This window comes from Alsobacter metallidurans, from assembly GCF_014636935.1.
Taxonomy (GTDB): domain Bacteria; phylum Pseudomonadota; class Alphaproteobacteria; order Rhizobiales; family Beijerinckiaceae; genus Alsobacter; species Alsobacter metallidurans.
This window is the reverse complement of record NZ_BMES01000001.1, coordinates 1-24468: the sequence shown is the minus strand read 5'-3', so window position 1 is coordinate 24468 and position 24468 is coordinate 1. Positions and strand designations below refer to the sequence as shown.

Sequence of the window (24468 nt, the reverse complement as noted above, 5' to 3'; positions counted from 1 at the left end):
GCCCTTCTTCATGGAGGCGCGAGGCTGAGCCGCCCGCACCCTGCCTCTCACCCCCTGAAGAACACCCAGGTCACGAGCAAGAACGTGGGGATCAACACAGCCCCCGACCACAGCATGTAGCCGAAAAAGCTCGGCATCTTCACACCGCCGTCGCGCGCGATGGCGTAGACCATGAAATTCGGGGCGTTGCCGATATAGCTGTTCGCGCCCATGAACACCGCGCCGCACGAGATGGCGGCCAGCGTCAGCGCGCCCTGGGTCATCAGCGCCTGCGCGTCCCCGCCCGCGAGCTGGAAGAACACCAGGTAGGTCGGGGCATTGTCCAGGAATGACGACAGCGCGCCCGTGAGCCAGAAATAGGCGGCGTTATTGGCGCTCCCGTCCGCGTTGGTGACGAGCGCGACCAGAGGCGCGAAGGCGCCGTCGCGGCCGGCCTGAAGCATCGCGAGGACCGGGATCATGGTGACGAAGATGCCGGCGAACAGCTTGGCGACCTCCTTGATCGGCCCCCACGAGAAGCCGTTGGCCTCGCGCCAGACTGGCTTGGTGAGCTTCATCGACGCGATCGTGACGGCGACCATCACGAGATCCCGCAGGAGCCCCTGCCACTCCACAGCGACGCCAAAGATCGTGAAGGCGACGCCCGGCTTCCAGCCCGCGCTCACCAGGATGGCCAGGATGATCACCCCGATCAACGCGAGGTTGACGAGCCCGCGCACCCGGACGTGGCGATCCGGCGTCGGATCGGGCACGCGGTTCTCCTTGCGGTAGATCACCGTGTCCAGGACAAAGAACACGGCCAGCACGACCCCGGCGGCGAACAGCGTCTCGTGCGCCAGGTGGGTGGTGGTCCAGAAGAAGTCCACGCCACGCAGGAAGCCGAGGAACAGCGGCGGATCGCCCAGGGGCGTCAGGGCGCCGCCGAGGTTCGACACCAGGAAGATGAAGAACACGAAGACGTGGGTGTTGTGCTTGCGGTCGTCGTTGGCGCGGATCATCGGGCGGATCATCACCATGGACGCGCCCGTGGTCCCGATGAGGCTGGCGAGGCCCGCCCCGATGGCGAGCAGGAGGGCGTTCATGGCCGGCGAGCCATGGATGTTGCCGGCAATCAGAATGCCGCCGGCGGTGGTGAACAGCGCAAGCAACAGCAGCAGGAACGGGATGTAGTCGAGCAGGGCCGTGTGGGCGAGCGCGGCAGCCGTCGGGGCCGTTCCGGCCGTGAGCGCCAGCGGCACGGCGGTCAGGGCCGCCCACAAGGCCGCAATCTTGCCCTGGTGATGCTCCCAGGCATGGGGGGCGAGCAGCGGAAACAGCGCGATCGACAAGAGCATGCCGACGAAGGGCAGCGCCCAGACGCCGCCCAGCGCGGCGCCATTGAGCCCATCGGCCGCCCAGGCGCCCGTCGGGGCGCCGATGGCGGCGACCGCCATGCCGGTCGTGACGGCTGCGTTCACTCTTGCTGATCGGCGCATGCGACGTGCTCCCCTGCCCGCCCGCTGCTTAGCCGAAGGATCCCCGGGCGGCAATCGAGGCCGGCGCGCCGGTTGACACCGCTGGCGCGCCGCCCGATACCGCGCCCATGTCCGTGCTCAGCCGCATTAGCTGGAAAAAGGCGCTCGTCGTGGTTCACGACGTCGCGATGACGGCCGCGGCGCTGGCGGCCGTGTTCGTGCTCCGGTTCGAGGGGCCGCAGCTCACGGCGCGGCTGCGATACCTGCCGGTGATCATCCCGGGTTTCGCCGCCTATGCGAGCGTCGTCTACTGGTATTTCGGGCTGTACAAATCGCGCTGGCGGTTTGCGTCCCTTCCGGACCTGTCGGGCATCGTCAAGGCCGTGTCGGTGCTCAGCATCTCGTTGCTGCTGCTCGACTACGTCCTGGTGTCGGAGGACTTCTACGGCAACTTTTACTTCGGCAAGATTTCCATCGCGCTGTACTGGATGATCCAGATCTTCTTTCTGGGCGGGCCGCGCGTGACCTACCGCTACTCGCGCTTCGTACGCTCGCGCGACCAGGCCGGAAAGCTCGCCACTACGCCGGCGCTGATCCTCGGCCGGGCCGTGGACGTCGAGATCGTGCTGCGCGCCTTGGAGAATGGCGGGCTGCGGCGGATCCACGCCGTGGGGGCGCTGTCGCCGCGCGCCAGCGACGCCGGGCAGAGCCTGCGCGGCATCCAGGTCCGGGCCGGTTTCCGCAATCTCGAGAAGCTCGTGGCGGATTTCGCCGAGCGCGGCGTCAGCGTCAAACGCCTGATCGCGACGCCGTCCGCGCTCGCGCCCGATGCCGAACCCGAGGAGCTTTTCGCGGCGGCCCGGCGGCTCGGCATTCCGCTGACGCGGTTCCAGACCCTGGACGAGGGCGCCGGCGCGGCCGCCAGTCTCGCGCCGGTGGAGATCGACGACCTCCTGCTGCGCCCGAGCGTCAACATCAACCGCAATCGCCTGCGCGGACTGGTGGAAGGTCGGCGGGTCATCGTGACGGGCGGCGGCGGCTCCATCGGCAGCGAGATGGCGCTGCGGGTGGCGGCCTTCGGGGCTGCCGAGCTCATGGTGGTGGAGAGCTCCGAGCCAGCGCTGCACGCCATCACGGAAGCGCTGGCGCTGCAGGCGACCGTGACGCGGTTCGTGGGCGTGCTGGCCGACATCCGCGACAGGGCGAGGATCGAGCGGGTGTTTCGTCGGTTCCAGCCCGACCTCGTGTTCCACGCTGCGGCGCTGAAGCACGTTCCCTATCTGGAGCAGGACTGGGACGAGGCGATCAAGACCAACGTGTTCGGCTCCGTGAACGTGCTGGACGCCGCTGTGGCGGCCGGCGCGAACGCGGCCGTGATGATATCGACCGACAAGGCCATCGAGCCTGTTTCGATGCTGGGCGCCACCAAGCGCTTCGCCGAGATGTACGCGCAGGCGCTGGACGCCGAAGCCGCGCGGGCGCGGCCAAACGGTGCGCCGCGCATGCGGCTGGTGTCGGTGCGCTTCGGCAACGTGCTCGGATCGAACGGCTCCGTGGTTCCGAAATTCAAGGCGCAGATCGCGCATGGGGGACCGGTGACGGTGACCCATCCCGACATGGTGCGCTATTTCATGACGGTGCGCGAAGCCGCCGAACTGGTGCTCACCGCCGCCTCCCACGCCGACGTCGACATGCGCGCGCCGGCCGCCGACGCGGCCGAGACGCCGTCCGTCTATGTACTGAAGATGGGCCAGCCGGTGAAGATCATGGCGCTGGCCGAGCGCATGATCCGTCTCGCCGGCTTCGAGCCCGGCGTCGACATCGAGATCGCCGTCACAGGGTCGCGCCCGGGCGAACGGCTCAACGAGATCCTGTTCGACCAGGCCGAACCGACGGTGGAAACCGGCGTCGATGGGCTGATGGCCGCCAAGCCGCTGTTCGCCGACAAGGCGCGCATCGAGGCTTGGCTGCAGCAGCTGCGCGCCGCGCTGGATGCGGACGATCGCGAGATGGGCCGGCGCGTGCTCGCCGAGGCGGTGCCGGCTTTTACGCGGGCCGAGATCCCGGCGCCAGCCAGCGCCGTATCCCCTCCGGCGTTGAGCGTACCGGCGGCGTCCAGCCCAGGCTGACCAGCCGCGCCGGCGACGCCGTCATGGCGCCGGAGAGGCGCTCCCAGGCGTCGCCCTTGCGGAGCGCGCGCAGGGCCCCGCCCATGAGGGCGGCAGGAATGGGAAGCAGCATCGCGGGCCGACCGAGCGCAGCCCTCATCGCGGCGACGAGCGCGCCCAAGGCGATCGGCTCCGGATCGGCGACGATGAAGGCGCCTCGTGCCGGTTCGGCCGCCTCCAGCGCGAACGCGACGGCCGCCGCCAGATTCTCGACAGAAACGACCGAGCGGGGCGTCTGGAGAGCTCCAAACGGCAACGGCGCGGGCAGGCGCGCCAGCTTCGCCAGCGCGCCCATGTTGCCGCGCACGCCCGGGCCGTACACCACCACCGGCCGCAAGGCCGTGGCGTTTAGGCCCGGAATGGCGGCCAACCCGTTCTCCGCCTCGAGTTTGGAGCGTCCATAGGCATCCGTCGGCGCGGGGGCGTCGTCCTCGGTCAGCGCATGCGTGGATGTCGGGCCTGATTGGGCGCGGATCGAGGACAGGAAAACGAAGCGGTTCACCCGGCCGGCGGCGGCTTGCGCGAGCGCCAGCGTGGCGTCGCGGTTGACGCGCGCATAGAGGTCGTCCGGCAGGCCCGGCCCGGCATGCGCTATGCCGGCGCCATGCACCACCGCGTCGACGCCCTGCAACAGCGGCGCCCAATCAACCGGCTCGCCGAGGTCGCCGATCAACGCCAGTTTGGCCCCGGGCGGCAGCGCTGCGGGATCGCGCACCGCTGCGCACACGCCGTGGCCGCGCGCTATGAGGTCGGCGGCGAGATGCCGGCCGACGAAGCCGGACGCGCCGGTGAGCAGCACCCGCATGCGTCAGCCCTTCCGACGCTTCTGCGCGAAGTCTGCCAGCAGGGCCGCCACGCTGAGCGCCGCCACGCCGGCGCCCAGCACGCCACGCGCCGGGGTGAAGCCCGCCGCCAGGATGATGGCGACGCCCGCGAGCGTCACGTTCACGGTGAACACGCGCGACACGACGCCCAGAACCGATAGGCCGTTCGTGGTCGCCTGCTGGTAGAAATGGCTGCGGTGCGCGTCCCAGATACGTTCGCGACGCGCCATGCGTCGCAGCAGCGTGATGGTGGCGTCCGCCAGATAATAGAGCGGCAGGATCAGCGCCGGCAGCAGATGGCCGGCGCAGGCCAGCCGGTACAGCGCGTAGCCGGCCAGAAGGCCGATCGGCAGGCTGCCGACGTCGCCCAGAAACAACCGTGCTGTCGGCTTGTTGAAGGGCGCGAAGCCGAGCAGCGCGCCGCCAAGCGCCGCGGCCACGACGCCGGCGCTGACCGGCGCGACTTGGATGGCCGACAGCATGGCCAGCGCGACGCTCACGGGGAGGAATTCGGCCACCGTGATCCAGTCGAGGCCGTCCATGAAGTTGGTGAGATTCACGAACCATAGCCCCGCAAAGGCCACCACCGCTCGCTCGAGGACGAGCGGCACCGCATCCGTCGTCACGCGGGCGTCCGCCGGGATGGCGTAGACGGCGGCCGCCACCGCGATGGCTTGGACAAGGAGGCGCGGCAGCGCCGGGAGTGGCCGAATATCGTCCACGGCCCCCAGCGCCGCCAGCACGGCGGCGGCGGCGCACAGGACGAGCAACGATGCCGTCTCCCCAACTGGCGCGGCGGGGGCCAAAAGCGCGAGCAGGACGAGCAGCAACACGACGACGCCCGCCACCGCGGCGCCGCCGCCCTGTGGGGTCGGCTCGCGGTGGCTCGATCGCGCATTGGGGCGCGCCAGGGCGTAGCGGCGCAAAGCCGGCATCAAAAGCGGGATCACAAGCCAGGTCAGACCCGCCGCAGCGGCGGCGAGGAGGGCCAGCGCCGGCGTGGACCGCAGGGCGTCGAAGGGCGGCATGAGTCTTCCGTGATATGCGGGACGGCGACCTTACCGGTTCGCTCCGGCGCGGCCAATGCTCGACGGCGCCGAACCTCGGGGCCGCCGCCCCTCCCCGGCCATGATCTTCGCCCTATGTCCAATCACATGAGCACGCGCACCCGGACGGCCCGCGCCGCCCGACCCCAACCCTCGGCGGCGACCATCGACAAGGTGTTCGCGCTCGTCCTGCATCTGGGCGAGCGGCGGCCCGCATCGACTTTGCCGCGCCGGCTGATCCCGCTATTTCGGGAGCTCGCCCTCCCGGAACCCGAGCGCGACCCGGACGACATCGAGGACCTGATCTGGGCGCACTGGATCGCCCACAAGGACCTGCACGCCTCGAGCCAGATGGCGGCCGCCATCGAGGCGATCGGGGCCGGTGCGCTTGACCTCGCCCGCGCGATGCTGGATCGCCTGGTGGAGAGCGAGCCGCGTTGGGCCGAAGCCTGGAACAAGCGCGCGACGCTGGCTTTCATCGAGAAACGCGACGCGGACGCGCTGCTCGACATCGAGCAGACGCTGATGCTGGAGCCGCGGCATTTCGGGGCGATCTCGGGCTTTGGCCAGATCTGCCTGCGCCACCAGCGGTTCGCGGAAGCGCGGGCGGCGTTCCAGGTCGCGCTGCGCGTCAACCCGCACCTGCTTGGCCTTCATGAAGCCATCGAGGAGATCGGCTCCACGCCGATGCGCGAGCTGCACTGAGGCGGCGCTGCCGCTTCAGGGGCACTCTGCGACTGCCCCCGCCGTCATTGCTAGCGCCAGCGAAGCAATCCAGCCTAATGCCCGACCGTTAGGGATTGCGTCGCCTCCGGCGCGCCATGACGCATGGGGTGCGGCCAGCCTCAGATCACGTTGCGCTCCAGCAACGGGCGGTTGGCGGCGATGCGCTCGAAGCTCATTTCGGAGAGATCCAGCGACAGGTAGCGGCCGTGCAGGATGAGTTCGGCCAGGCCGCGGCCGACCGCGGGAGACTGTTGCAGGCCGTGGCCCGAGAAGCCGTTCGCCAGATAGAAATTCTCCAGCCCGCCGGCCTTGCCCAGGATGGCGTTGTGATCGAACAGGTTCATGTCGTAGTGGCCGGCCCATGCGCGGCCGGGGCGGATCTGCTCGAAGGCGGGCACGCGCGTCGCCAGCGCGGGCCAGATGAAATCGTCGAAGAAGCCCCAATCAACGTCGAACTCGTCTGAATCCGGGTCGTCCATCTCGGCCGTGGGCCCGGCGCTTCCGATAAAGAGCTGGCCCTCGGGGCCCCGCCGGCCCTCTGGACGGAACCACGCTCCCGAAGGATCGATCAGCAGCGGCGCGTCGTGGATCTCGGCCTTGCACGTGAAGCTGAACACGAAGCGCTTCTTGGAGTGAACCGGAATGTCCACACCGGCGAGCGCCGCCACCTGCCGCCCACCCGAAGCCCCCGCCGCGTTCACGACGGCCCCGCAGGCGATCCGCGAGCCGTCGGCCAGCCGCACGGCCGAAATCCGCGCGCCGTCGCGCTCGATCGCGGCCGCCTGGCCTTCCGCATAGATCACGCCGAGGCTGCGGGCCTTTTTGCGGAAGGCCTGCATGAGACCCCAGCCGTCGAACCAGCCCTCGCCGGAGCGGCCCCAGGTTCCGCAGGAGAGATCCTCGGTGTTGAGCCAGGGATAGCGGGCGCGCAGCGCTTCCGGGTCGAGCAGGAGGATGTCCGCGCCCTCGGCCCGCTGCAGGGCGTTGTTCTCCTCCAGCACGGGCGCGCCTTCCGGCCCGGCGACATAGAGGTAACCGCCCTCCGTGAGCCCGATCTCGGGGCGGTCGCCGCCCACCGCCAACCGCTCCCCGATCTCGCGCAGGAACTGGATGCCGTAGAGCGAAATGCGGATGTTCACCGCGCTGGAATATTGCTGGCGAATGGAAGCCGCGGACAGCGCCGAGGCCGAGAACTGGTAGGTCGGGTCTTTCTCGATCACGACCACGCGGCCCGTGAAGGCCGGATCGGCCGCGATGTGGCAAGCGATCGATGAGCCGATCGCCGCGCCGCCGATGATGACCACATCGGCCGAAGCGGGAAGCTGGGAAGCAGGCTGGGATGTCATCGGCAGGCCGGTCTAGCGGGTGAGGAGATCGGGCCTGGGAGGCGCGATCATGAGCAAGCCGCATGATTGCCAGCTTCTCACGCTTCTGTCGACACCGGGCTGGGCAGGTCCCGCCCGCATTGGGCGAGAAGCCAGTCGCGAAACGCCACGATAGGCGGCCTGTCGCGCTTTTCCTCCGGATAAACCAGCCAATAGCCCTGGTTGCTCTCGAGCGGTCGATCGAACGGGATGACGAGTTGGCCGGAGCGCAGCTCCTCCTCCACCAGCATGCGGGGCACGATCGCCATGCCGAGCCCGGCCACGGCCGCCTGCGCGACCATGGCGAACTGCTCGAAGCTGGGCCCCATCAGGGCGCGGCCGGGCGGCAGGCCCTGCAACTCCAGCCAGTTGGCCCAGGCGCGAGGGCGCGTGGACTGCTGCAGCAGCGACGCGTTCAGGACGTCGGCAGGCGCGGCGATCCCTGCGCGGGCGATCAGGGCCGGGCTCGCGACCGGGATGATGACCTCCCCCATGAGCCGATGCGCCGCCGCGCCCGGCCAGGTGGGATCGCCGAAGTGGATCGCGGCGTCGAGCCCTTCCTCGCGAAAGTCGAAGGGCCGGATCCGGGTGGCGAAATTGATCGTGACTTCCGGGTGCCGGCTGAAGAAATCCGGCAAGCGCGGGATCAGCCAGCGCGTGCCAAAGGTCGGCAGGATCGCCAACGCGAGCGTGCCGCCCGCGCCGCGAAACGCCATGGCGGACAGGGTCGCGGAGGCGATGCGCGACAGGGCGTCCCGGATCTCGGCTGCGTAGGATTGGCCGGCGGGGGTGAGCGTCACGCGCTGGCGAACGCGCTCGAACAGCGGCACCCCAAGGCTCTCCTCCAGGGCGGCGACCTGCCGGCTGATCGCGCCTTGCGTGAGACTGAGTTCCTCGCCGGCGCGCGTGAAGCTGCCGTGCCGGGCGGCGGCCTCAAAGGCCTGCAGCGCGCCGAGCGACGGAAGCAGGCTGCGCTGGGTCGCAAAGGTCATGCGATTTCCTCATGAAGTGGTGAGAACATATCGGTTGCGCGCCGCCGGCGAAAGAGCGACCGTGCGGGACTTGCGCGGGACCGCCGAAAGGCGTGGTCCCGCATGCCGGCGTTGGGCCGGCTTTCAGTTTCGGAGATCTCCCATGGCCGCCACGGTGCGCGACGACGTCCTCGGCATTCTCGATCGCCTCGGCGTTCCGGCTTCGGCCTTCCAGAAGGGCGGCATGGCGGCGCGCTCGCCCATCACGGGCGAGGTCGTGGCCGAGCTGCGCGAGGCGAGCGCCGAAGACGCTTCGGCCGCCATCGGGCGGGCGCATGCGGCTTTTGCGGAGTGGCGCAAGGTCCCGGCGCCCCGCCGCGGCGAGCTGGTGCGTCTCATCGGCGAGGAACTGCGCGCCCACAAGGCCGATCTCGGCCGCTTGGTGACGCTTGAGGCCGGCAAGGTGATCTCGGAGGGCCAAGGCGAGGTCCAGGAGATGATCGACATCTGCGACTACGCGGTCGGCCTCTCGCGGCAGCTCTTCGGCCTCACCATCGCGACCGAGCGTCCCGAGCACCGCATGATGGAGACCTGGCACCCGCTGGGCGTCTGCGGGGTGATCACGGCCTTCAACTTCCCGGTCGCGGTGTGGTCGTGGAACGCCGCGCTCGCTTTCGTGTGCGGCGATCCCGTCGTCTGGAAGCCGTCCGAGAAGACGCCGCTCACCGCGCTGGGCGTGCAGGCGATCTTCGAGAAGGCCGCGCAGCGCTTCGGCGGCGTGCCGGCTGGCTTGAGCGAGGTGTTGATCGGCGGCCGTGCGCTCGGCGAGGCGCTGGTGGACGACCACCGCGTGCCGGTCGTGTCCGCCACAGGCTCCACCGCGATGGGCCGGCAGGTCGGCCCCAAGGTCGCGGCGCGCTTCGGCCGCTCGATCCTGGAGCTCGGCGGCAACAACGCCGCCATCGTGGCGCCCTCGGCGGACCTCGAGATCGCGCTACGCGCCATCGCGTTCGCGGCCATCGGCACCGCCGGCCAACGCTGCACCACGCTGCGGCGCCTGTTCGTGCACGAGAGCATCTACGACCAGCTCGTGCCGCGGCTGAAGAGCGTCTACGGCAGCGTGAAGATCGGCGACCCGCGCGAGCAGGGCGTTTTGGTCGGTCCGCTGATCGACAAGGCCGCGTTTGACGGCATGGGACGCGCCCTGGACGAAGCGCGCGCGCTCGGCGCGACGGTGTTCGGCGGCGGGAGAGCCCAGGAAGGGCTCGGGACGGACGCCTACTACGCCGCGCCCGCGCTGGTGGAGATGCCGTCGCAGACCGGGCCGATGGTGCGCGAGACCTTCGCGCCCATCCTTTACGTGACGAGATACGCCGCCATCGAAGACGCCATCGCGATGCAGAACGACGTTGGGGCGGGCCTGTCCTCCTCCATTTTCACGCTGAACATGCGCGAGGCAGAGCTGTTCGTGTCCGACGAGGGCTCCGACTGCGGCATCGCCAACGTCAATATCGGCCCGTCCGGCGCCGAGATCGGCGGCGCGTTCGGCGGCGAGAAGGAAACCGGCGGCGGCCGCGAGGCCGGCTCCGATGCCTGGAAGGCCTATATGCGCCGCGCCACTAACACGGTGAACTACGGCAAGACCGTCCCGCTTGCGCAGGGCGTCACGTTCGAGATCATGGGCTAACGGACCGCGGGCCTCCGGCCCGCACAGCCCCGGCGGGCCAAAGCCCGCCGTGCAGCAACGATCGAGGAGACACCCGATGAGCGCGCAGCCGCAGAGCAAGACGAAGTCGTCCGCCGCCTCGTTCCAGTGGGACGATCCCTTTCTGCTGGAAGACCAGCTCACCGAGGAAGAGCGCCTGATCCGCGACACGGCCCGCGCCTACGCGCAGGAAAAGCTGCTGCCGCGCGTGATCGAGGCCTATCGCGAAGAGAAGACCGACCGCGCCATCTTCAACGAGATGGGCGAGCTCGGCCTGCTCGGCGTCACGGTGCCGGAGGAATACGGCTGCGCGGGCGCCAACTACGTGTCCTACGGCCTCGTGGCGCGTGAGATCGAGCGGGTGGACTCAGGCTACCGGTCCATGAACTCGGTGCAGTCCTCGCTCGTCATGTACCCGATCTATGCCTATGGCGACGAAAACCAGCGCAAGAAGTACCTGCCCAAGCTCGCCTCGGGCGAGTGGGTTGGTTGCTTCGGCCTGACCGAGCCGGACGCCGGCTCCGACCCGGCCGGCATGAAGACCCGCGTCGAGAAGGTGAGCGACGGCTATCGCATCACGGGCTCCAAGATGTGGATCTCCAACGCCCCCATCGCGGACGTGTTCGTGGTGTGGGCCAAGTCCGCCGCGCATGGCGACGAGATCCGCGGCTTCGTGCTGGAAAAGGGCATGAAGGGCCTCTCGGCCCCCAAGATCGGCGGCAAGCTCTCGCTGCGCGCCTCGATCACGGGCGAAATTGTGATGGACGGCGTGATCGTGCCGGAAGAAAACCTGCTGCCCAACGTCAGCGGCCTCAAGGGCCCGTTTGGTTGCCTCAACCGCGCCCGCTACGGCATCTCGTGGGGGGCGATGGGCGCCGCCGAGGATTGCTGGCATCGCGCCCGCCAGTACACGCTGGACCGCAAGCAGTTCAACCGGCCGCTCGCGGCCACGCAGCTGGTGCAGAAGAAGCTCGCCGACATGCAGACCGAGATCGCGCTCGGCCTCCAGGGCTCGCTGCGCGTCGGCCGCCTGTTCGACGAGGGCAAGATGGCCCCCGAGATAATCTCGATCGTGAAGCGCAACAATTGCGGCAAGGCGCTCGACATCGCCCGTGTCGCGCGCGACATGCACGGCGGCAACGGCATCCAGGAAGAATACCACGTGATGCGCCATGCCCAGAACCTCGAGACCGTAAACACCTACGAGGGCACGCACGACGTCCACGCGCTGATCCTCGGACGGGCGCAGACCGGCCTGCAGGCGTTCTTCTGAGCCATGGCTGACCCCGCAGGCGCGCCCAAGCCCCTCGCGGGCGTCAAGGTTCTGGAACTCGCCCGCATCCTGGCGGGACCGTGGATCGGCCAGACGCTGGCCGATCTTGGCGCGGACGTCGTGAAAGTGGAGCGGCCGGGCGTGGGCGACGACACCCGCGCCTGGGGGCCGCCCTTCGTGGCGGCGGCGGATGGCGGCGACCTCTCGGCGGGGTATTTCCACGCCTGCAATCGCGGCAAGCGCTCCATTGCGGTTGATTTCGAAACGCCGGACGGCCAGGCGCTGGTGCGGCGTCTGGCCCAGCACGCCGACGTGGTGGTTGAGAACTTCAAGGTTGGCGGGCTGAAGAAGTACGGGCTTGATCATGCGAGCCTGCGTGCGCTGAACCCCAGGCTGATCACCTGCTCGGTGACGGGTTTCGGGCAGGACGGCCCCTATGCGGAGCGCGCCGGCTACGACTTCATGATCCAGGCCATGGGCGGCATCATGGACCTCACCGGCGACGCCGACGGCGAGCCGCAGAAACCGGGCGTCGCCTATGCGGACATTTTCACGGGCGTTTACGGCGTCATCGGCGTGCTGGCGGCGTTGCGCCAGCGCGACGCCACCGGGGTGGGCAGCCACCTCGACATGGCGCTTTTCGACACTCAGGTTTCGGTGCTCGCAAACCAGGCGCTGAACTACCTCGTGTCCGGCAAGGTCCCGAAGCGGATGGGCAACGCGCATCCCAATCTCGTGCCCTACCAGGTGTTCCCGGTCGCGGACGGCCACATCGTGATCGCGTCGGGCAATGACGGGCAATACCGGAGGCTCTGCGAAGTGTTGGGCGCGGCGGCGCTCGGGCAATCGCCCGACTACGCTTCCAACGCTCTGCGCATCCAGCATCGCGAGACCCTGATCCCGCTGCTCTCCGAACGGACGCAGCTTTTCAAGCGCGACGATCTCCTCGCCGCGTTGGAGCGCGTCGGCGTGCCGGCCGGGCCGATCAACACCGTCGCGGACGTGTTCGAGGACCTGCAGGCCCGGCATCGCGGCATGCGGGTGGACCTGCCCGCGCCGCACGCCGCGGGCGGCAGCATCCCTTCGATCCGCTCGCCGCTGGTGCTGGACGGCCAGCCCATGGTGGCCCAACGCCCTTCGCCCGGGCTGGGCGAGCACACCAACGAGGTGCTGGCGGATGCGGGTTGGATGGGCGCGCCATGATGTCTGATATTCTTCGCGCTCAACGAACGTGAGCAACCGCACCAACACCCTCATCCTGAGGAGCGATGCGCAGCATCGCGTCTCGAAGGACGAGGGCTCCAGAACGCAGTTCGGCGCCTCCTGAACTCCCTCGTCCTTCGAGACGCGAGCCCTGCGGGCCCGCTCCTCAGGATGAGGGTAGCGAGGATGGGACAACCAGATTTCGAGGACACGCCCATGACCACCCTTCCGGCCCGCACAGGCGGCCAGCTCATCGTCGACTGCCTGCAGGCGCAGCGCGTCGAGCACGTGTTCTGCGTGCCGGGCGAGAGCTTCCTGGCCGTGCTCGACGCGCTGCATGACGCCAGCATCAACGTGACGGTGTGCCGGCAGGAGGGCGGGGCCGCCATGATGGCGGACGCCACGGCGCGGCTCACCGGGCGGCCGGGCGTCGTGATGGTGACGCGCGGGCCGGGCGCCACCAACGCGTCTGCGGGCATCCACATCGCCGAGCAGGATTCCGTGCCGCTGGTGATGTTCGTGGGCCAGATCGCGCGCGAGATGCGCGGCCGCGGCGCCTTCCAGGAGATGGACTACCGGGCCGTGTTTGGGACCATGGCCAAGTGGGCCACCGAGATCGACGAGGTGGAGCGCATCCCCGAGGTGGTGTCGCGCGCCTTCCATGTGGCAATGCAGGGCCGGCCGGGCCCGGTCGTGATCGCGCTGCCGGAGGACATGCTGCTCGAACTCGCGGCCGTGCAGGCCGGGCCTCGCGTCGAGCCGGTGGAGATCTGGCCGGGCCAGACCCAGATGGCCGAGCTTCAGAAGCTGATCTGGGCGGCGAAGAAGCCGATCATGATCCTGGGCGGCACGGGCTGGACGCCCAAGGCCTGCGCGAGCGTACAGCGCTTCGCCGAGCGCTTCGACATGCCGGTCGCGGCTTCGTTTCGACGTCAGATGCTGTTTTCGGGCGACCACGACAACTATGCGGGCGAGATCGGCATCGCGCCGAACCCCAAGCTGAAGGGTCGCATCGACGACGCCGACCTCGTCATCCTGGCCGGCAGCCGCATGTCCGAAATGGCGTCGCAGAGCTACACGCTGTTCGACATCCCGACGCCGAAGCAGACGCTCGTGCATGTGCATGCGGGCTCGGAGGAGCTCGGCCGCGTCTACCATCCAGCGCTGGGCATCTGCGCGTCGCCGGCCGGCTTCGCGGCCGCGCTGGAGAGCCTGCAGCCGCCGAACCAGATCCCGTGGTCGGCCGAGACCCGACAGGCGCGCGAGGACTATCTCGCCTGGACCGGCCAGCCGCCGCGCATTCCGGGCCGGCTGCAGATGGGCGAGGCCATGCTGTGGCTGCGCAATCGCCTGCCGGCGGACGCAATCGTGACCAACGGGGCCGGCAACTACGCCACCTGGCCCGCGCGCTTCCTGCGATACCGCTCGTTCGGATCCCAACTCGCGCCCACGTCCGGCTCCATGGGCTACGGCGTGCCTGCTGCGGTCGGGGCCAAGCGCGCGCAGCCGCACCGCATGGTGGTGGCGTTTGCGGGCGACGGCTGCTTCCTGATGCACGGGCAGGAGTTCGCGACGGCTGTGCAATATGAGCTGCCGGTGATCTTCGTGGTGGTGGACAACGGCATGTACGGCACCATCCGGATGCACCAGGAGCGCGAATATCCGGGCCGCGTCTCGGCCACGGCGCTCAAGAACCCTGATTTCCGCGCCTACGCGGTTGCGTTTGGCGGCCATGGCGAGCGGGTCGAGACCGCCGACGAGTTCGGCCCCGCCTTTGAACGCGCCGTCGCGTCCGGCAAGCCTGCGATCCTCCACTGCCTGATCGATCCGGAGGCGATCACGCCCGCCACCACGCTGACGGCCATGCGTGAGAAGGCGCTGGCGGCGCAAAACGTGCAGTAACGTCCCCTCAGGAACAAAGGCCCGCTCCCCGCAATTAGCACGCTGCGTGGGGCGGCCGCGTTTTTGCTGTTTCCGCTGCCTTGCCGTAAGCCGAAGCAGAACAGCGTCAGGCGAACGGACCCGCGCGATTCATCCCCCGCCTTTACGCGCCGCCTGATCGACATTCGCGGCTGCATTTTTTATGATTCGGGAATGCAGGGGCGCAAACGGACCTTCTACGAATTTTTCGCCGGGGGCGGCATGGCGCGCGCCGGTTTAGGCGCTGGTTGGACATGCTTGTTCGCCAATGATTTCGACCCGATGAAATGCGTCACATACCGAGACAATTGGGGAGATGCTGACCTTGTCCAGGGAGATGTCGCGGAGGTCAGCGTAGGGCAGCTGCCAGGCCAGGCTGATTTGGCCTGGGCTTCTTTTCCCTGCCAGGATCTTTCATTGGCCGGCGGTTACAAAGGACTGGGCCGAGCCGGTGACAATCAGAAAACGAGAAGCGGGACATTTTGGCTCTTCTTTGAGAAAATGGCTGCTCTTAAGAAGGAAGGGCGCGCTCCACAGTCGATTGTTCTGGAAAACGTTTATGGGACGCTTACGTCTCACGGCGGAGCCGATTTCGTTGAAATTATCAGGTCGATCGCATCTCTCGGATATAAACTGGGAGCGATGGTGATCGATGCAAAGCGCTTTGTGCCGCAGTCCCGTCCTCGTTTCTTTGTCGTGGCGGTTCGATCCGAGATCTCGATCAACGCTGGTCTTATTGCCGGTCAGCCTTGCAAAACTTGGCATCCAAAAGCGCTCGTAGCGGCTCACGATCTGCTGCCTGCAAATGTGAAAAAGTCTTGGCTTTGGTGGAAGCTTCCTGATCCACCCCCGCGGGCTGCAACTCTCAGCGAGCTGATCGAGGATCGCCCAACTGGGGTGTCATGGAATTCGCCTGAAGTAACCCGCCACATCGTGGGTATGATGTCTGACGTCAACGTTGCGAAACTAACAGACGCGCAGCTTGCAGGTCGACGCGTCGTGGGCGGCATTTATCGTCGTACCCGACCTGATGAGAACGGTATCAAGCGTCAAAGGGCGGAAGTTCGTTTCGACAACACTGCGGGATGCTTACGGACGCCGGCTGGCGGCAGCTCCCGGCAGTCGATCATCGTCGTCGATGGCGACCGGATCAGGACACGCTTGTTGTCACCTCGTGAGGCCGCACGGCTGATGGGCCTCCCAGAACACTACAAATTGCCGCCGCGATACAACGATGCTTATCATGTCTGTGGCGATGGCGTCGTTGTTCCGGTGGTCCGGTACATCGCTCAGCAGTTGCTTGAGCCTGTCTTGGACGCGGGCACCACACGGCCGACGCTTGCCGCCGCCGAATAGAGCGGCGCAGTGGCCATCGATCTCGCATTCCGGAAACGCGCAGTCGCAACGCTGACCAACGCGATCGGCGTCTATGTATTATGCGATCTCGACCAGATCCCCATCTATGTCGGCCAGTCTACAGATGGCATCCGTTCCAGAGTTCGCCGTCACCTGACCTCTGCTCGAAGCGACATTATCTCAAACCGACAAATCGACGTCTGGGAAATTGCTTGGGTGCATGCCTACCCGGTTGCGGATCGATCAAAGATCAATAATTTGGAGAGCATACTCTATCATTACCACAATGATCAGAACCGTTTGATGAACGGCACTGTCCCGCCCCGGATCGCTGCTGGCAGGGCGCCCGACCCGGCTGAAACTGTCCAGGTCATGCGGGATGAAGAGATCGCCGAAAAGAGAGATCCCGCACTTCGTCTGCCCCGCCAGGCGGAGCATTATTCAGCAATCGTTGGGCACTTTCTTGCGGTTAAAAACAGTCCGCAAATTGCCCGTGCAATGGATGCTCATTTCGAACGGCTGCGTCGCTACCATTTCAGGCTTCTGGGACTCGCATCTCCAGATGAAGACGGCGGCAGAGAAGATTGACCGACCGCTCCGCCATCATGCGGGCCGTGAAGTCCGCCGACACCACGCCCGAGCGGCTGGTGCGTCGTCTCCTGCGCGGGATCGCGCCGGGTTACCGGCTGCATCGCAAGGACATCCCGGGCCGGCCGGACGTCGCCTATGTGGGCCGCAAGGCCGCGATCTTCGTGCATGGCTGCTTCTGGCACGGGCATGACTGCGTACGCGGGGCGCGCACCCCCAAGGCGAACCGGGAGTACTGGATCGCCAAGATCGCCCGCAACCGCGCCCGGGATGCTGCCGCGCAGGCCGCGTTGGCCGAACGAGGCTGGCGTTCGCTGGTGGTCTGGGAATGCGAGACCCGCGACGAGGCCGCGCTGGCCGAGCGCCTGCGGGCTTTCGTGGGACGGGGCTGACGCCCACGCGACCTCGGCCACGTCTCAATGGAAGTCGCGCGACTTTGGCAGGATGCGAACGTTTCGCGGGTGCTGCCGAATGGCGTGGCCGCCCGAGGTGCGGTTCTCGGCGACCGGGCGGCGCACCTCGTCGGCGTTGGCGAGCGGAACCGGCATGTCGTCGCGCGACAGGCGGCCGAGCTCGGCCGAGCGGTCGAACAGTCGTTCGGCCACCACATGCACGATGCCCTCCGGGCTGCGCTGGATGCGCCCCTCGATCAGCACGAGGCGCGCGCCCATCACCTCCTTGCGGTAGCGCTCCATTAGGGTGGGCCAGACGACGCAATTGGCGATGCCGGTTTCGTCCTCGACCGTCATGAACACCACGCCCTGGGCGCTGCCCGGGCGCTGGCGCACCAGCACGACGCCGGCGACGCGCACGCGCCAGCCGTTCTGCATCGCCGCAACGGCGCGGCAATCCTTGACGCCCTCGCGGGCGAACAGGCCGCGCAGGAAGCCCACGGGGTGGCCCTTCAGCGAAAGCCGGATGGTCTGGTAGTCGGCCACCACATGCTCGGGCATCGGCATGGCGGGCAGCGTCACCATCGGCTCCTCGGCGAGCTCCTCCGCGCCGGCCGCCTCGAACAGCGGCAGCGCGATGTCGTCCGGCAGGCGGCGCACCGCCCAGGCGGCGTCGCGGCGGTCGAGCCCCAGCGAGCGAAACGCATCCGCCTCGGCGAGGCGCACCAGCGCGGCCTTGGACAGGCCGGCGCGCCGCTGCAGCGATTCGGCGCTGGCGTAGAAGCCGCTGCGCCGCTCCACCAGCTTCTTGCCCCATTCCTCCCGGAAGCCGTCGATCTGCCGGAAGCCGATGCGCAGCGCCAGCGAACCGTCCGCGCGCTCTTCCAGCGTGTTGTCCCAAAAGCTGGCGTTCACGTCCGGCGGTCGCGCCTCGACGCCATGCTCCACGGCGTCGCGAACGATCTGGGCCGGGGCGTAGAAGCCCATCGGCTGGCTGTTGAGCAGCGCGCACGCGAAGGCGGCCGGGTGGTGGCATTTCAGCCAGGACGACGCATAGACCAGCAGTGCGAAGGAGGCGGCGTGGCTTTCCGGAAAGCCGTATTCGCCGAAACCCTCGATCTGCTTGAAGCAGCGGGCGGCGAACTCGGCGTCGTAGCCTCGCCGGACCATGCCCTCCACCATCTTCTGCTGGAACAGGTGGATGGTGCCGACCCGCCGGAACGTCGCCATGGCGCGGCGCAGGTGGTTGGCCTCGTCGGGCGTGAACTTGGCGGCCTCGATGGCGATGCGCATGGCCTGTTCCTGGAAGAGCGGCACGCCCAGCGTTTTGCCGAGCACGTTCTTGAGCTCGTCCTTGTGGCCATGCTCGGGCGAGGGGCTCGGATAGATGACATTCTCGCGGTTCTGCCTGCGCCGCAGATAAGGATGCACCATGTCGCCCTGAATGGGGCCGGGCCGCACGATCGCGACCTCGATCACGAGGTCGTAGAACGTGGCCGGCCGCAGCCGCGGCAGCATGTTCATCTGGGCGCGGCTCTCGACCTGGAATACGCCCAGCGAATCGGCCCGCTGCAGCATGGCGTAGACGGCCGGGTCCTCGCGCGGGATGGTGGCGAGCTCCAGGTCGGGCCCACCATGCCGGCGCAGGAGGTCGAGCCCCTTGCGCAGGCAGGTCAGCATGCCGAGCGCCAGCACGTCGATCTTCATGATGCCGAGCGCGTCGATGTCGTCCTTGTCCCACTCGATGAAGGTGCGGTCGTCCATGGCGGCGTTGCCGATCGGAACCGTCTCGTCGAGCCGGCCGCGCGTGAGCACGAAGCCGCCCACGTGCTGCGAGAGGTGCCGGGGGAAGCCCAGCAGCTCCAGCGCGATGTGGACCGCCCGGCGGATGGCCGGGTTGTGCGGGTCGAGCCCGGCCTGGCGAACCTGGTTCTCCTCGATGCCCTTGCCCCAGCTGCCCCAGACGGTGCCGGCGAGCGCGGCCGTGACGTCCTCGGCCAGCCCCAGCGCCTTGCCGACGTCCCGGATGGCGCTGCGCGGCCGGTAGCTGATCACCGTGGAGGCGATGCCGGCGCGCTCGCGGCCATAGCGCTCATAGATCCACTGGATGATCTCCTCGCGGCGCTCATGCTCGAAATCCACGTCGATGTCGGGCGGCTCGCTTCGTTCGGCCGACACGAAGCGCTCGAACAGGAGGTCGATCTCGGTGGGGTCGACGGCCGTGATCCCGAGGCAGTAGCAGACCACGGAATTCGCCGCCGAGCCGCGGCCCTGGCACAGGATCTTGCGGCGGCGCGCCTCCGCGACGATGTCGTTCACGGTGAGGAAATAGCGGGCGTAGTTCAGTTGCGCGATCAGGGCGAGCTCCTTGGCGATCAGCCCCTGGATCTTGAGCGGAACCCCTTCGGGCCAGCGATGGCCCGCGCCGAGCTGCGTGAGATCGGCCAGATGCTGCTGCGGCGTCTTGCCGGGCGGCACGGGATCGTCCGGGTATTCGTAGCGCAACTCGTCCAGCGAAAAGCCGCAGCGATCGAGGAACCGCATGGTTTCGGCGAGCAGGGCCGGGTGGGAGCGGAACAACCGCGCCATCTCGTCAGGCGACTTCAAATGCCGCTCGGCGTTCGCCTCGAGCCGGCGACCGGCCGTCTCGACCGTGCAGTGCTCCCGCACGCAGCTCAGCACGTCCTGCAGGGGACGGCGATCGGCGTGATGATAAAGCACGTCGTTGGAGGCCAGCAGCCGGGCTCCGCTCGCGGCCGCGATCTCCTCCAGGCGGGCCATGCGCCGGCGATCCGCGCCCGCATGCGGCAGGGCTGCGAGCAGCCAGACGGAGTGGGGCGAGGCCTCGACCAGTTGGGCCAGCACGGCCTGGAGCCGCGCGGCCTCTGCGGCAGGGATCCGCAGGGGCGGGACCAGCACGAGGTTCTGCCCCACCACGTGCTCCAGCAGGTCGCCCAGCGCCAGCGTGCAATCGCCCTTTCCGGCCCGCCGCTTGCCGAGCGTCAGGAGTCGGCTCAGCCGCCCATAGGCGGCGCGATCCCGCGGGTAGACGAGAATGTCGGGCGTCGCGTCCGCGAACACGAGGCGCGCCCCCACGGCGAGCCGCATGCCGGCTTCGGCCGCTCCGGTTTCCTTCATGGCGGTGTGGGCCCGCACCACGCCGGCGAGCGAGTTGCGATCGGCGACGCCGATCCCGGCGAGCCCCAGCCGCCAGGCTTCGGCGACGAGCTCCTCCGGGTGCGAAGCGCCGCGCAGAAACGAGAAATTCGTCGTCACGGCGATCTCCGCATAGGGCGGGTTCTCGCCTTTGCGGGCGACGGGCATCATGGCGACAGGGTCATGGCTGAGCCTCGATCATGCGGCGGTTCTCTCTCGAACCGCGGCGGTTCTCACCCGAACCGCGGCGGTTCTCACCCGAACCGCGGCGGTTCTCACCCGAACCGCGGCGGTTCTCACCCGAAAAGCCCGTGCAGGAACCAGCGCGGCGCGGTCGTTTCACGCCCCCAGAGCCCCTCGCGGTAAACCCAGAAGCGGCGCCCGGCCTCGTCCTCGACCCGGAAATAATCCCGCGTCAGGGCGTCGGTCGCAGAACGCCACCACTCGGGAGCGAGGCGCTCCGGCCCCTCGGCCTTGCGAACCACGTGCAGCACGCGCCGCCAACGGAACCGGATCGGCGGTCCGTCCGGGATTTCGGCCAGGACCTCGATCGTCTCGGGCCGGGAAAGCAGCCGCAGCGGTCGCGTCGGCGGCTCATCGGGCTCCAGCACCGGGCTCCAGTCCTCGGCCAGCGCCAGCCCGCTGCGTTGCGCCGGAACCGCCAGGGAGGCGCGCTCCGGCCAGTGCGTATCCTGCGGGATGAACCGCTGCACCCGGCGCGCGCCGAACCGGGCCGCCAGCTTGTCGGCGAGTTCGGCCAAGGCCTCGGCGTCCTCGGCGCGGCGATCGAGGCCCGTCTGGGCTGCGTCCTGCCGCTCGGTCATGAGGGCGGCGAGCCGCATCACGTCGAAGCCGAATCCGGGGTCGACCGGGTCCGCGAGGGCGTCCAGCTTTTCGCGGAACAGCCGCGCCATGCCGGCCGGATCGCGCAAGGGTCGGCCTGTCGCCACCACGATGCGCCGCACCGCGCCATCGGCCCGGAAGAACACGAGCTCCAGCCGCCGCGCGCCCTCGCCACGGCGCTCCAGCACGGCGCAGAGGTCGCCCGCCAGCGACAGGATGGAGCGGCGCACGTCCTCCTCGTGCCCGATGGGCTCGGCGAAGCGTCGCTCCGCCGTGCAGGACGGCAGGGGACGGCGGGGCGAAACCGGTTCCTCGGCGAGCCCGCGCACACGATCGACGCGCGAAAGCAGGTCCGCCCCGAAGCGCGCCGCCAAGGGCCCGCGGGGCCGGTCCGCCAGATCGGCGATGCGCTTCAGCCCCAGCCGATGCAGGGCCGTGACGGCGTCGGGCGACAGGAACAACGCCTCGATCGGCAACGCGGCGACCGCTTCCGCCTCGTCTCCCGGCGGGATCACGACCGACCTGTCGCCGTGGCGCGCCAGCGCGCGGGCGGTTCCGACCGCGCCCGCGATGGCTCCTGACGCTGCATAACCGGCTCGCCGCAGGCGTCGCAGCATGTCGCCCAGCATGGCGGCCTCGCCGCCAAAGAGATGCGCCGATCCGGTGACGTCGAGCAACAGGCCGTCCGCGCCGTCGAGCCCGACAAAGGGGGTGTAGCGTTCGGCCCAATCGGCAAGCGTTTCGAGCGCGCGGGCGTCGGCGGCCGGGTCGGCCTCCATGACGGCCAGACCGGGATGAATGGCGCGCGCGGTGGAGAGCGTCATGCCGTTCGAAACGCCGGCCTGGGACGCCGCCTCGTCGAGGGCCGCCACCACATGCGCGCCCTTGATTTTCTCGACCACCACGAGCGGCGGGTCACCCGGCGCGGCGGACCCCTCCGCGCTCCGGGGAGTCGGAGGGGGCGCGTCGCGCGAAGCCGCGCGAGCCTGCATCCTCCGCAGGCGATCCACCGGAAGCCGCCGCAAGCGCACCGCCAGGAAACGCCCGGACGGGCTCCGGGCCGGCATGGCGGGTTTCGCGGCGGAGAGGGTCGGCGAAAATGCGTTCATGGGGACGCCATTCCATGGTCCAGCCGTCGCCCTCCCGGGCGTGGACCGGAGGGGCGTCTGGGAACTGGCCGGCGGGGGCCGGCAGGGATCGGGTGGAAGCATCCAGGCCGCTCTGCCGGCTTCGCGACAGGACGACCCGAAAGGCCGGGGGACCCACGCCGCGCGCCGGCAAGGCGGCGCTGGGCGCCGGTCCGACGCTCCAGCGGGTGGCGGACCCGCCAGGCCCCTCCCGGGCGCCTGGTCGCAGGAGGAGAGCCGCGACTCCGGACGCTTCCGCGGCCAGCACCAACCGACGGGTGGCGGTGAGATCCAGAACGCGGGGATCTCCCCAGGGCTCGATCAGCACGGCGCCCAAGGCGGCGCAGCGCAACCCCTCCTCGGCCGCCCGCAGCACATCGGAGGCGTCGGCGGCTCCCACCAGAACGAGGCGCGCCGGATCGAGGCCGAAGGCCGCGAGCCCGGGGCCATAAGGCTCGCCGGCTTCGAGCCCCGAGAAATCCTGCCGCACCCAGAGCCAGGGAGCGGACGTCCCCTCGGCGGCGGTCAGCCGCGCCGCCAGAGCAAGCGCAAAGCCGGAGGCCGGGGCGGTCGATCCCGGTTCGGCGGAACGGATTTCGTGCAGACCGCCGCGCCGAAGCCCGCCCCCGAGCGCCTGGTCGACGGCTTTGACGCCGAGCGAAACCAGCCGTCGCGACGGCGTAAAATCGCGCGCAGAACCGTCCGCCCCGATGGCGGCGATGCGCTCCCGAAGCGCAGAGACGGCGAGAGGCTGCGCGGATGCGGGCATGGCTCCACGGGTTTCCTGTGCTGATCGTTCCTATTTTGTTCTCTATGGATTCCAGCGATCGGGGACGGAGTCAACGAGAGTCTGCGAGACCTTCCGGGATTCCACACAGGACAAGTAACGGCTTTCAAAGCCAAGCTTACGGCAGAAGAGTTGGGTTATTTTCCCTGCAATCAGGAGCAATTCCGGCGAACCATCCGGCCCGCCTGCAGTTATCTGGGAGTGCGTATCTAAGAGCGCATTGAATTTTCATCGGCATCGGAGACACCACAATGCTGAAAGCCAAGCTCGCTACCAGTTTGATCGCCACCGTTCTGCTCGCTGGGACCGCCATCGCGCAGACCAACCCTTCGACCCCTGCGCCCGCCACTACGGCGCCGTCCGCAACCAGCTCGCCCAGCATGGGCGCTTCCTCGGGCTCGGTGCAGTTCATCACCAACGACCAGGCCGGCCAGTGGCGCGGGTCGAAGCTGATGGGCGTCGACATCTACGGCCCGAATGACGAGAAGGTCGGCGACGTCAGCGACGTGCTGCTCGACCACCAGGGCAACATCAAGGGTGTGGTGATCGGCGTCGGCGGTTTCCTCGGAATGGGCGAGAAGGACGTCGCCGTTCCGTTCAACGCCATCCAGTGGAGCGAAACGCCCCGCAAGGCGACGACGGCCAGCAATGCCGGCAGCACCGCCTCGGGCAGCGCCGGCATGAACACGGCCAGCACCACGGCTGCGGCTCCCGCGGCGCCCGCGTCGACCGACACCACCGGAACGGTGGCGCGCAGCGGCGACAACGCCCGCACTTATCCCGACCACGGCATGATCAGCATGACCAAGGACCAGCTGAAGAGCGCCCCGGCCTATAACCTGAAGTAAGCGCGCGACGGCCCGGCTTCGACCGGGTTGCGCAGGTGGAAAGCCCGGGCTCCGTCTCGGGCTTTTTGCTGTCTGCTGCTGCTGGACGGCTGCTCAGCGATGGGCGCCCACGCTGAACGTCCCCTCAACGCAGAACGCCGCCCTTTGGGGGCGGCGTTTTTTGTCGGATTTGAGGATTTTGGTTGCGGGGACAGGATTTGAACCTGTGACCTTCAGGTTATGAGCCTGACGAGCTACCGGGCTGCTCCACCCCGCGCCAACCGTGTCTGGGCTGCGGCGCAGCCCGGAGTTCTTGAGTTGCGAACGGCGCTTGCGCTTGTTCGCTTGGCTGCTGCACCCCGCGCCAGGGTGTTGGTCGTGTGTGCGACCGAACCGGAGTTTGCTGACGTTGGCGCGATGTGCGCTCTGGGTGTCAGCTGAAGTTTTGACATCGTGTGAGGGATATTTGCTGATCTTTGCAGGCCTGGCGACGACCTACTCTCCCAGGTCTTGAGACATAGTACCATCGGCGCTGAGGAGTTTGACGGCCGAGTTCGGGATGGGATCGGGTTTGGTCTCCTCGCAAGGGCCACCAGGCCGGCGAAGATCAGCAATGGGCTGTTGTGTTTTGGGGGACCCTTGCGGGTCTCCTGCCGGGAGACAACAGTGAAGCAAACTGGATTTTCGAGCTGCGTTGGGAAGAAGGTCGGGCGATGGGCGCTCCGGACCCCTTTTGGG

At 68.4% G+C, this 24468-nt stretch carries 18 protein-coding genes, 1 tRNA gene and 1 rRNA gene; 10 read left to right on the top strand and 10 right to left on the bottom strand.

Annotated elements, in window-relative coordinates; translation table 11 throughout:
- Positions 1-47: 47 nt before the first annotated feature.
- Positions 48-1433, bottom strand: a complete 1386-nt coding sequence (locus tag IEV99_RS00100) for a sodium:proton antiporter (RefSeq protein ID WP_244643735.1) — start codon at positions 1431-1433, stop codon at positions 48-50.
- 149 nt (positions 1434-1582) lie between these two features.
- On the opposite strand from IEV99_RS00100, the gene IEV99_RS00095 reads away from it, so the two are divergent.
- Positions 1583-3583: an SDR family NAD(P)-dependent oxidoreductase gene (locus IEV99_RS00095; protein ID WP_188515713.1), complete on the top strand. Its 2001-nt coding sequence runs from the start codon at positions 1583-1585 to the stop codon at positions 3581-3583.
- Here IEV99_RS00095 and IEV99_RS00090 read toward each other — a convergent pair.
- On the bottom strand, positions 3501-4427 hold the full coding sequence (locus IEV99_RS00090; protein ID WP_188515712.1) for an NAD-dependent epimerase/dehydratase family protein: 927 nt from the start codon (positions 4425-4427) through the stop codon (positions 3501-3503). The genes IEV99_RS00095 and IEV99_RS00090 overlap by 83 nt on opposite strands.
- 3 nt (positions 4428-4430) lie before the next feature.
- Entirely contained in the window at positions 4431-5474 is a 1044-nt protein-coding gene (locus IEV99_RS00085; protein ID WP_188515711.1) for an MraY family glycosyltransferase, read from the bottom strand.
- A 126-nt stretch (positions 5475-5600) separates the two neighbouring features.
- Between IEV99_RS00085 and IEV99_RS00080 the strand changes: the two genes are divergently transcribed.
- A complete protein-coding gene (locus tag IEV99_RS00080) occupies positions 5601-6197 on the top strand; it encodes a tetratricopeptide repeat protein (protein ID WP_188515710.1) in 597 nt (198 codons plus the stop codon).
- A gap of 140 nt (positions 6198-6337) precedes the next feature.
- Here the strand turns inward: IEV99_RS00080 and IEV99_RS00075 are convergent, their stop codons facing one another.
- Together IEV99_RS00075 and gcvA are read right to left on the bottom strand one after the other, a co-directional pair.
- Positions 6338-7564 carry an NAD(P)/FAD-dependent oxidoreductase gene (locus IEV99_RS00075; protein WP_188515709.1) on the bottom strand — a complete coding sequence of 409 codons (1227 nt, stop codon included), beginning with the start codon at positions 7562-7564 and terminating at the stop codon, positions 6338-6340.
- Positions 7565-7641: 77 nt separating this feature from the next.
- Positions 7642-8574: a transcriptional regulator GcvA gene (gcvA, locus tag IEV99_RS00070; RefSeq protein ID WP_188515708.1), complete on the bottom strand. Its 933-nt coding sequence runs from the start codon at positions 8572-8574 to the stop codon at positions 7642-7644.
- Positions 8575-8716: 142 nt separating this feature from the next.
- Between gcvA and amaB the strand changes: the two genes are divergently transcribed.
- The 7 genes from amaB to IEV99_RS00035 all read left to right on the top strand — a co-directional run bounded on the left by amaB (position 8717) and on the right by IEV99_RS00035 (position 16990).
- Positions 8717-10240 carry an L-piperidine-6-carboxylate dehydrogenase gene (amaB, locus tag IEV99_RS00065; protein ID WP_188515707.1) on the top strand — a complete coding sequence of 508 codons (1524 nt, stop codon included), beginning with the start codon at positions 8717-8719 and terminating at the stop codon, positions 10238-10240.
- A 76-nt stretch (positions 10241-10316) separates the two neighbouring features.
- Positions 10317-11531, top strand: coding sequence for an acyl-CoA dehydrogenase (locus IEV99_RS00060; protein ID WP_188515706.1), 1215 nt, complete (start codon positions 10317-10319; stop codon positions 11529-11531).
- Positions 11532-11534: 3 nt separating this feature from the next.
- Positions 11535-12734 (top strand): CaiB/BaiF CoA transferase family protein, encoded by a 1200-nt coding sequence (locus IEV99_RS00055; protein WP_188515705.1) that lies wholly within the window; start codon positions 11535-11537, stop codon positions 12732-12734.
- A 216-nt stretch (positions 12735-12950) separates the two neighbouring features.
- Complete coding sequence (locus IEV99_RS00050; RefSeq protein ID WP_188515704.1) at positions 12951-14636, top strand: thiamine pyrophosphate-binding protein; 1686 nt, start codon at positions 12951-12953, stop codon at positions 14634-14636.
- Between the two features lie 63 nt (positions 14637-14699).
- Positions 14700-16010 (top strand): DNA cytosine methyltransferase, encoded by a 1311-nt coding sequence (locus IEV99_RS00045; RefSeq protein WP_308469333.1) that lies wholly within the window; start codon positions 14700-14702, stop codon positions 16008-16010.
- Positions 16011-16019: 9 nt separating this feature from the next.
- Positions 16020-16598 (top strand): GIY-YIG nuclease family protein, encoded by a 579-nt coding sequence (locus IEV99_RS00040; protein ID WP_188515703.1) that lies wholly within the window; start codon positions 16020-16022, stop codon positions 16596-16598.
- Positions 16595-16990 (top strand): very short patch repair endonuclease, encoded by a 396-nt coding sequence (locus IEV99_RS00035; RefSeq protein WP_280514623.1) that lies wholly within the window; start codon positions 16595-16597, stop codon positions 16988-16990. Before IEV99_RS00040 ends, IEV99_RS00035 begins: the two co-directional genes overlap by 4 nt.
- A 24-nt stretch (positions 16991-17014) precedes the next feature.
- Here the strand turns inward: IEV99_RS00035 and IEV99_RS00030 are convergent, their stop codons facing one another.
- The 3 genes from IEV99_RS00030 to IEV99_RS00020 all read right to left on the bottom strand — a co-directional run bounded on the left by IEV99_RS00030 (position 17015) and on the right by IEV99_RS00020 (position 22885).
- On the bottom strand, positions 17015-20314 hold the full coding sequence (locus IEV99_RS00030) for an error-prone DNA polymerase (protein ID WP_188517571.1): 3300 nt from the start codon (positions 20312-20314) through the stop codon (positions 17015-17017).
- A 128-nt stretch (positions 20315-20442) separates the two neighbouring features.
- Positions 20443-21894 (bottom strand): Y-family DNA polymerase, encoded by a 1452-nt coding sequence (locus tag IEV99_RS00025; RefSeq protein ID WP_244643417.1) that lies wholly within the window; start codon positions 21892-21894, stop codon positions 20443-20445.
- A gap of 10 nt (positions 21895-21904) precedes the next feature.
- The gene (locus IEV99_RS00020; RefSeq protein WP_188515701.1) at positions 21905-22885 is read right to left on the bottom strand and encodes an ImuA family protein; all 981 of its coding nucleotides are present in this window, start codon (positions 22883-22885) and stop codon (positions 21905-21907) included.
- A 269-nt stretch (positions 22886-23154) separates the two neighbouring features.
- On the opposite strand from IEV99_RS00020, the gene IEV99_RS00015 reads away from it, so the two are divergent.
- On the top strand, positions 23155-23751 hold the full coding sequence (locus tag IEV99_RS00015) for a PRC-barrel domain-containing protein (RefSeq protein WP_188515700.1): 597 nt from the start codon (positions 23155-23157) through the stop codon (positions 23749-23751).
- A 179-nt stretch (positions 23752-23930) separates the two neighbouring features.
- Here the strand turns inward: IEV99_RS00015 and IEV99_RS00010 are convergent.
- Together IEV99_RS00010 and rrf are read right to left on the bottom strand one after the other, a co-directional pair.
- Positions 23931-24007 (bottom strand) — tRNA-Met (locus IEV99_RS00010).
- Between the two features lie 205 nt (positions 24008-24212).
- Positions 24213-24327: ribosomal RNA gene (gene rrf, locus IEV99_RS00005) — 5S ribosomal RNA — on the bottom strand.
- Positions 24328-24468: the final 141 nt, after the last annotated feature.

Bases quoted from the DNA above. Each gene is read 5' to 3' on its own strand.
- IEV99_RS00055 (WP_188515705.1), top strand. From the start codon at position 11,535: ATGGCTGACCCCGCAGGCGCGCCCAAGCCCCTCGCGGGCGTCAAGGTT.
- IEV99_RS00085 (WP_188515711.1), bottom strand. From the start codon at position 5,474: ATGCCGCCCTTCGACGCCCTGCGGTCCACGCCGGCGCTGGCCCTCCTC.
- IEV99_RS00060 (WP_188515706.1), top strand. From the start codon at position 10,317: ATGAGCGCGCAGCCGCAGAGCAAGACGAAGTCGTCCGCCGCCTCGTTC.
- IEV99_RS00095 (WP_188515713.1), top strand. From the start codon at position 1,583: ATGTCCGTGCTCAGCCGCATTAGCTGGAAAAAGGCGCTCGTCGTGGTT.
- IEV99_RS00015 (WP_188515700.1), top strand. From the start codon at position 23,155: ATGCTGAAAGCCAAGCTCGCTACCAGTTTGATCGCCACCGTTCTGCTC.
- IEV99_RS00100 (WP_244643735.1), bottom strand. From the start codon at position 1,433: ATGGCGGTCGCCGCCATCGGCGCCCCGACGGGCGCCTGGGCGGCCGAT.
- IEV99_RS00030 (WP_188517571.1), bottom strand. From the start codon at position 20,314: ATGCCCGTCGCCCGCAAAGGCGAGAACCCGCCCTATGCGGAGATCGCC.
- IEV99_RS00090 (WP_188515712.1), bottom strand. From the start codon at position 4,427: ATGCGGGTGCTGCTCACCGGCGCGTCCGGCTTCGTCGGCCGGCATCTC.
- gcvA (WP_188515708.1), bottom strand. From the start codon at position 8,574: ATGACCTTTGCGACCCAGCGCAGCCTGCTTCCGTCGCTCGGCGCGCTG.
- IEV99_RS00080 (WP_188515710.1), top strand. From the start codon at position 5,601: ATGAGCACGCGCACCCGGACGGCCCGCGCCGCCCGACCCCAACCCTCG.
- IEV99_RS00075 (WP_188515709.1), bottom strand. From the start codon at position 7,564: ATGACATCCCAGCCTGCTTCCCAGCTTCCCGCTTCGGCCGATGTGGTC.
- amaB (WP_188515707.1), top strand. From the start codon at position 8,717: ATGGCCGCCACGGTGCGCGACGACGTCCTCGGCATTCTCGATCGCCTC.
- IEV99_RS00050 (WP_188515704.1), top strand. From the start codon at position 12,951: ATGACCACCCTTCCGGCCCGCACAGGCGGCCAGCTCATCGTCGACTGC.
- IEV99_RS00020 (WP_188515701.1), bottom strand. From the start codon at position 22,885: ATGCCCGCATCCGCGCAGCCTCTCGCCGTCTCTGCGCTTCGGGAGCGC.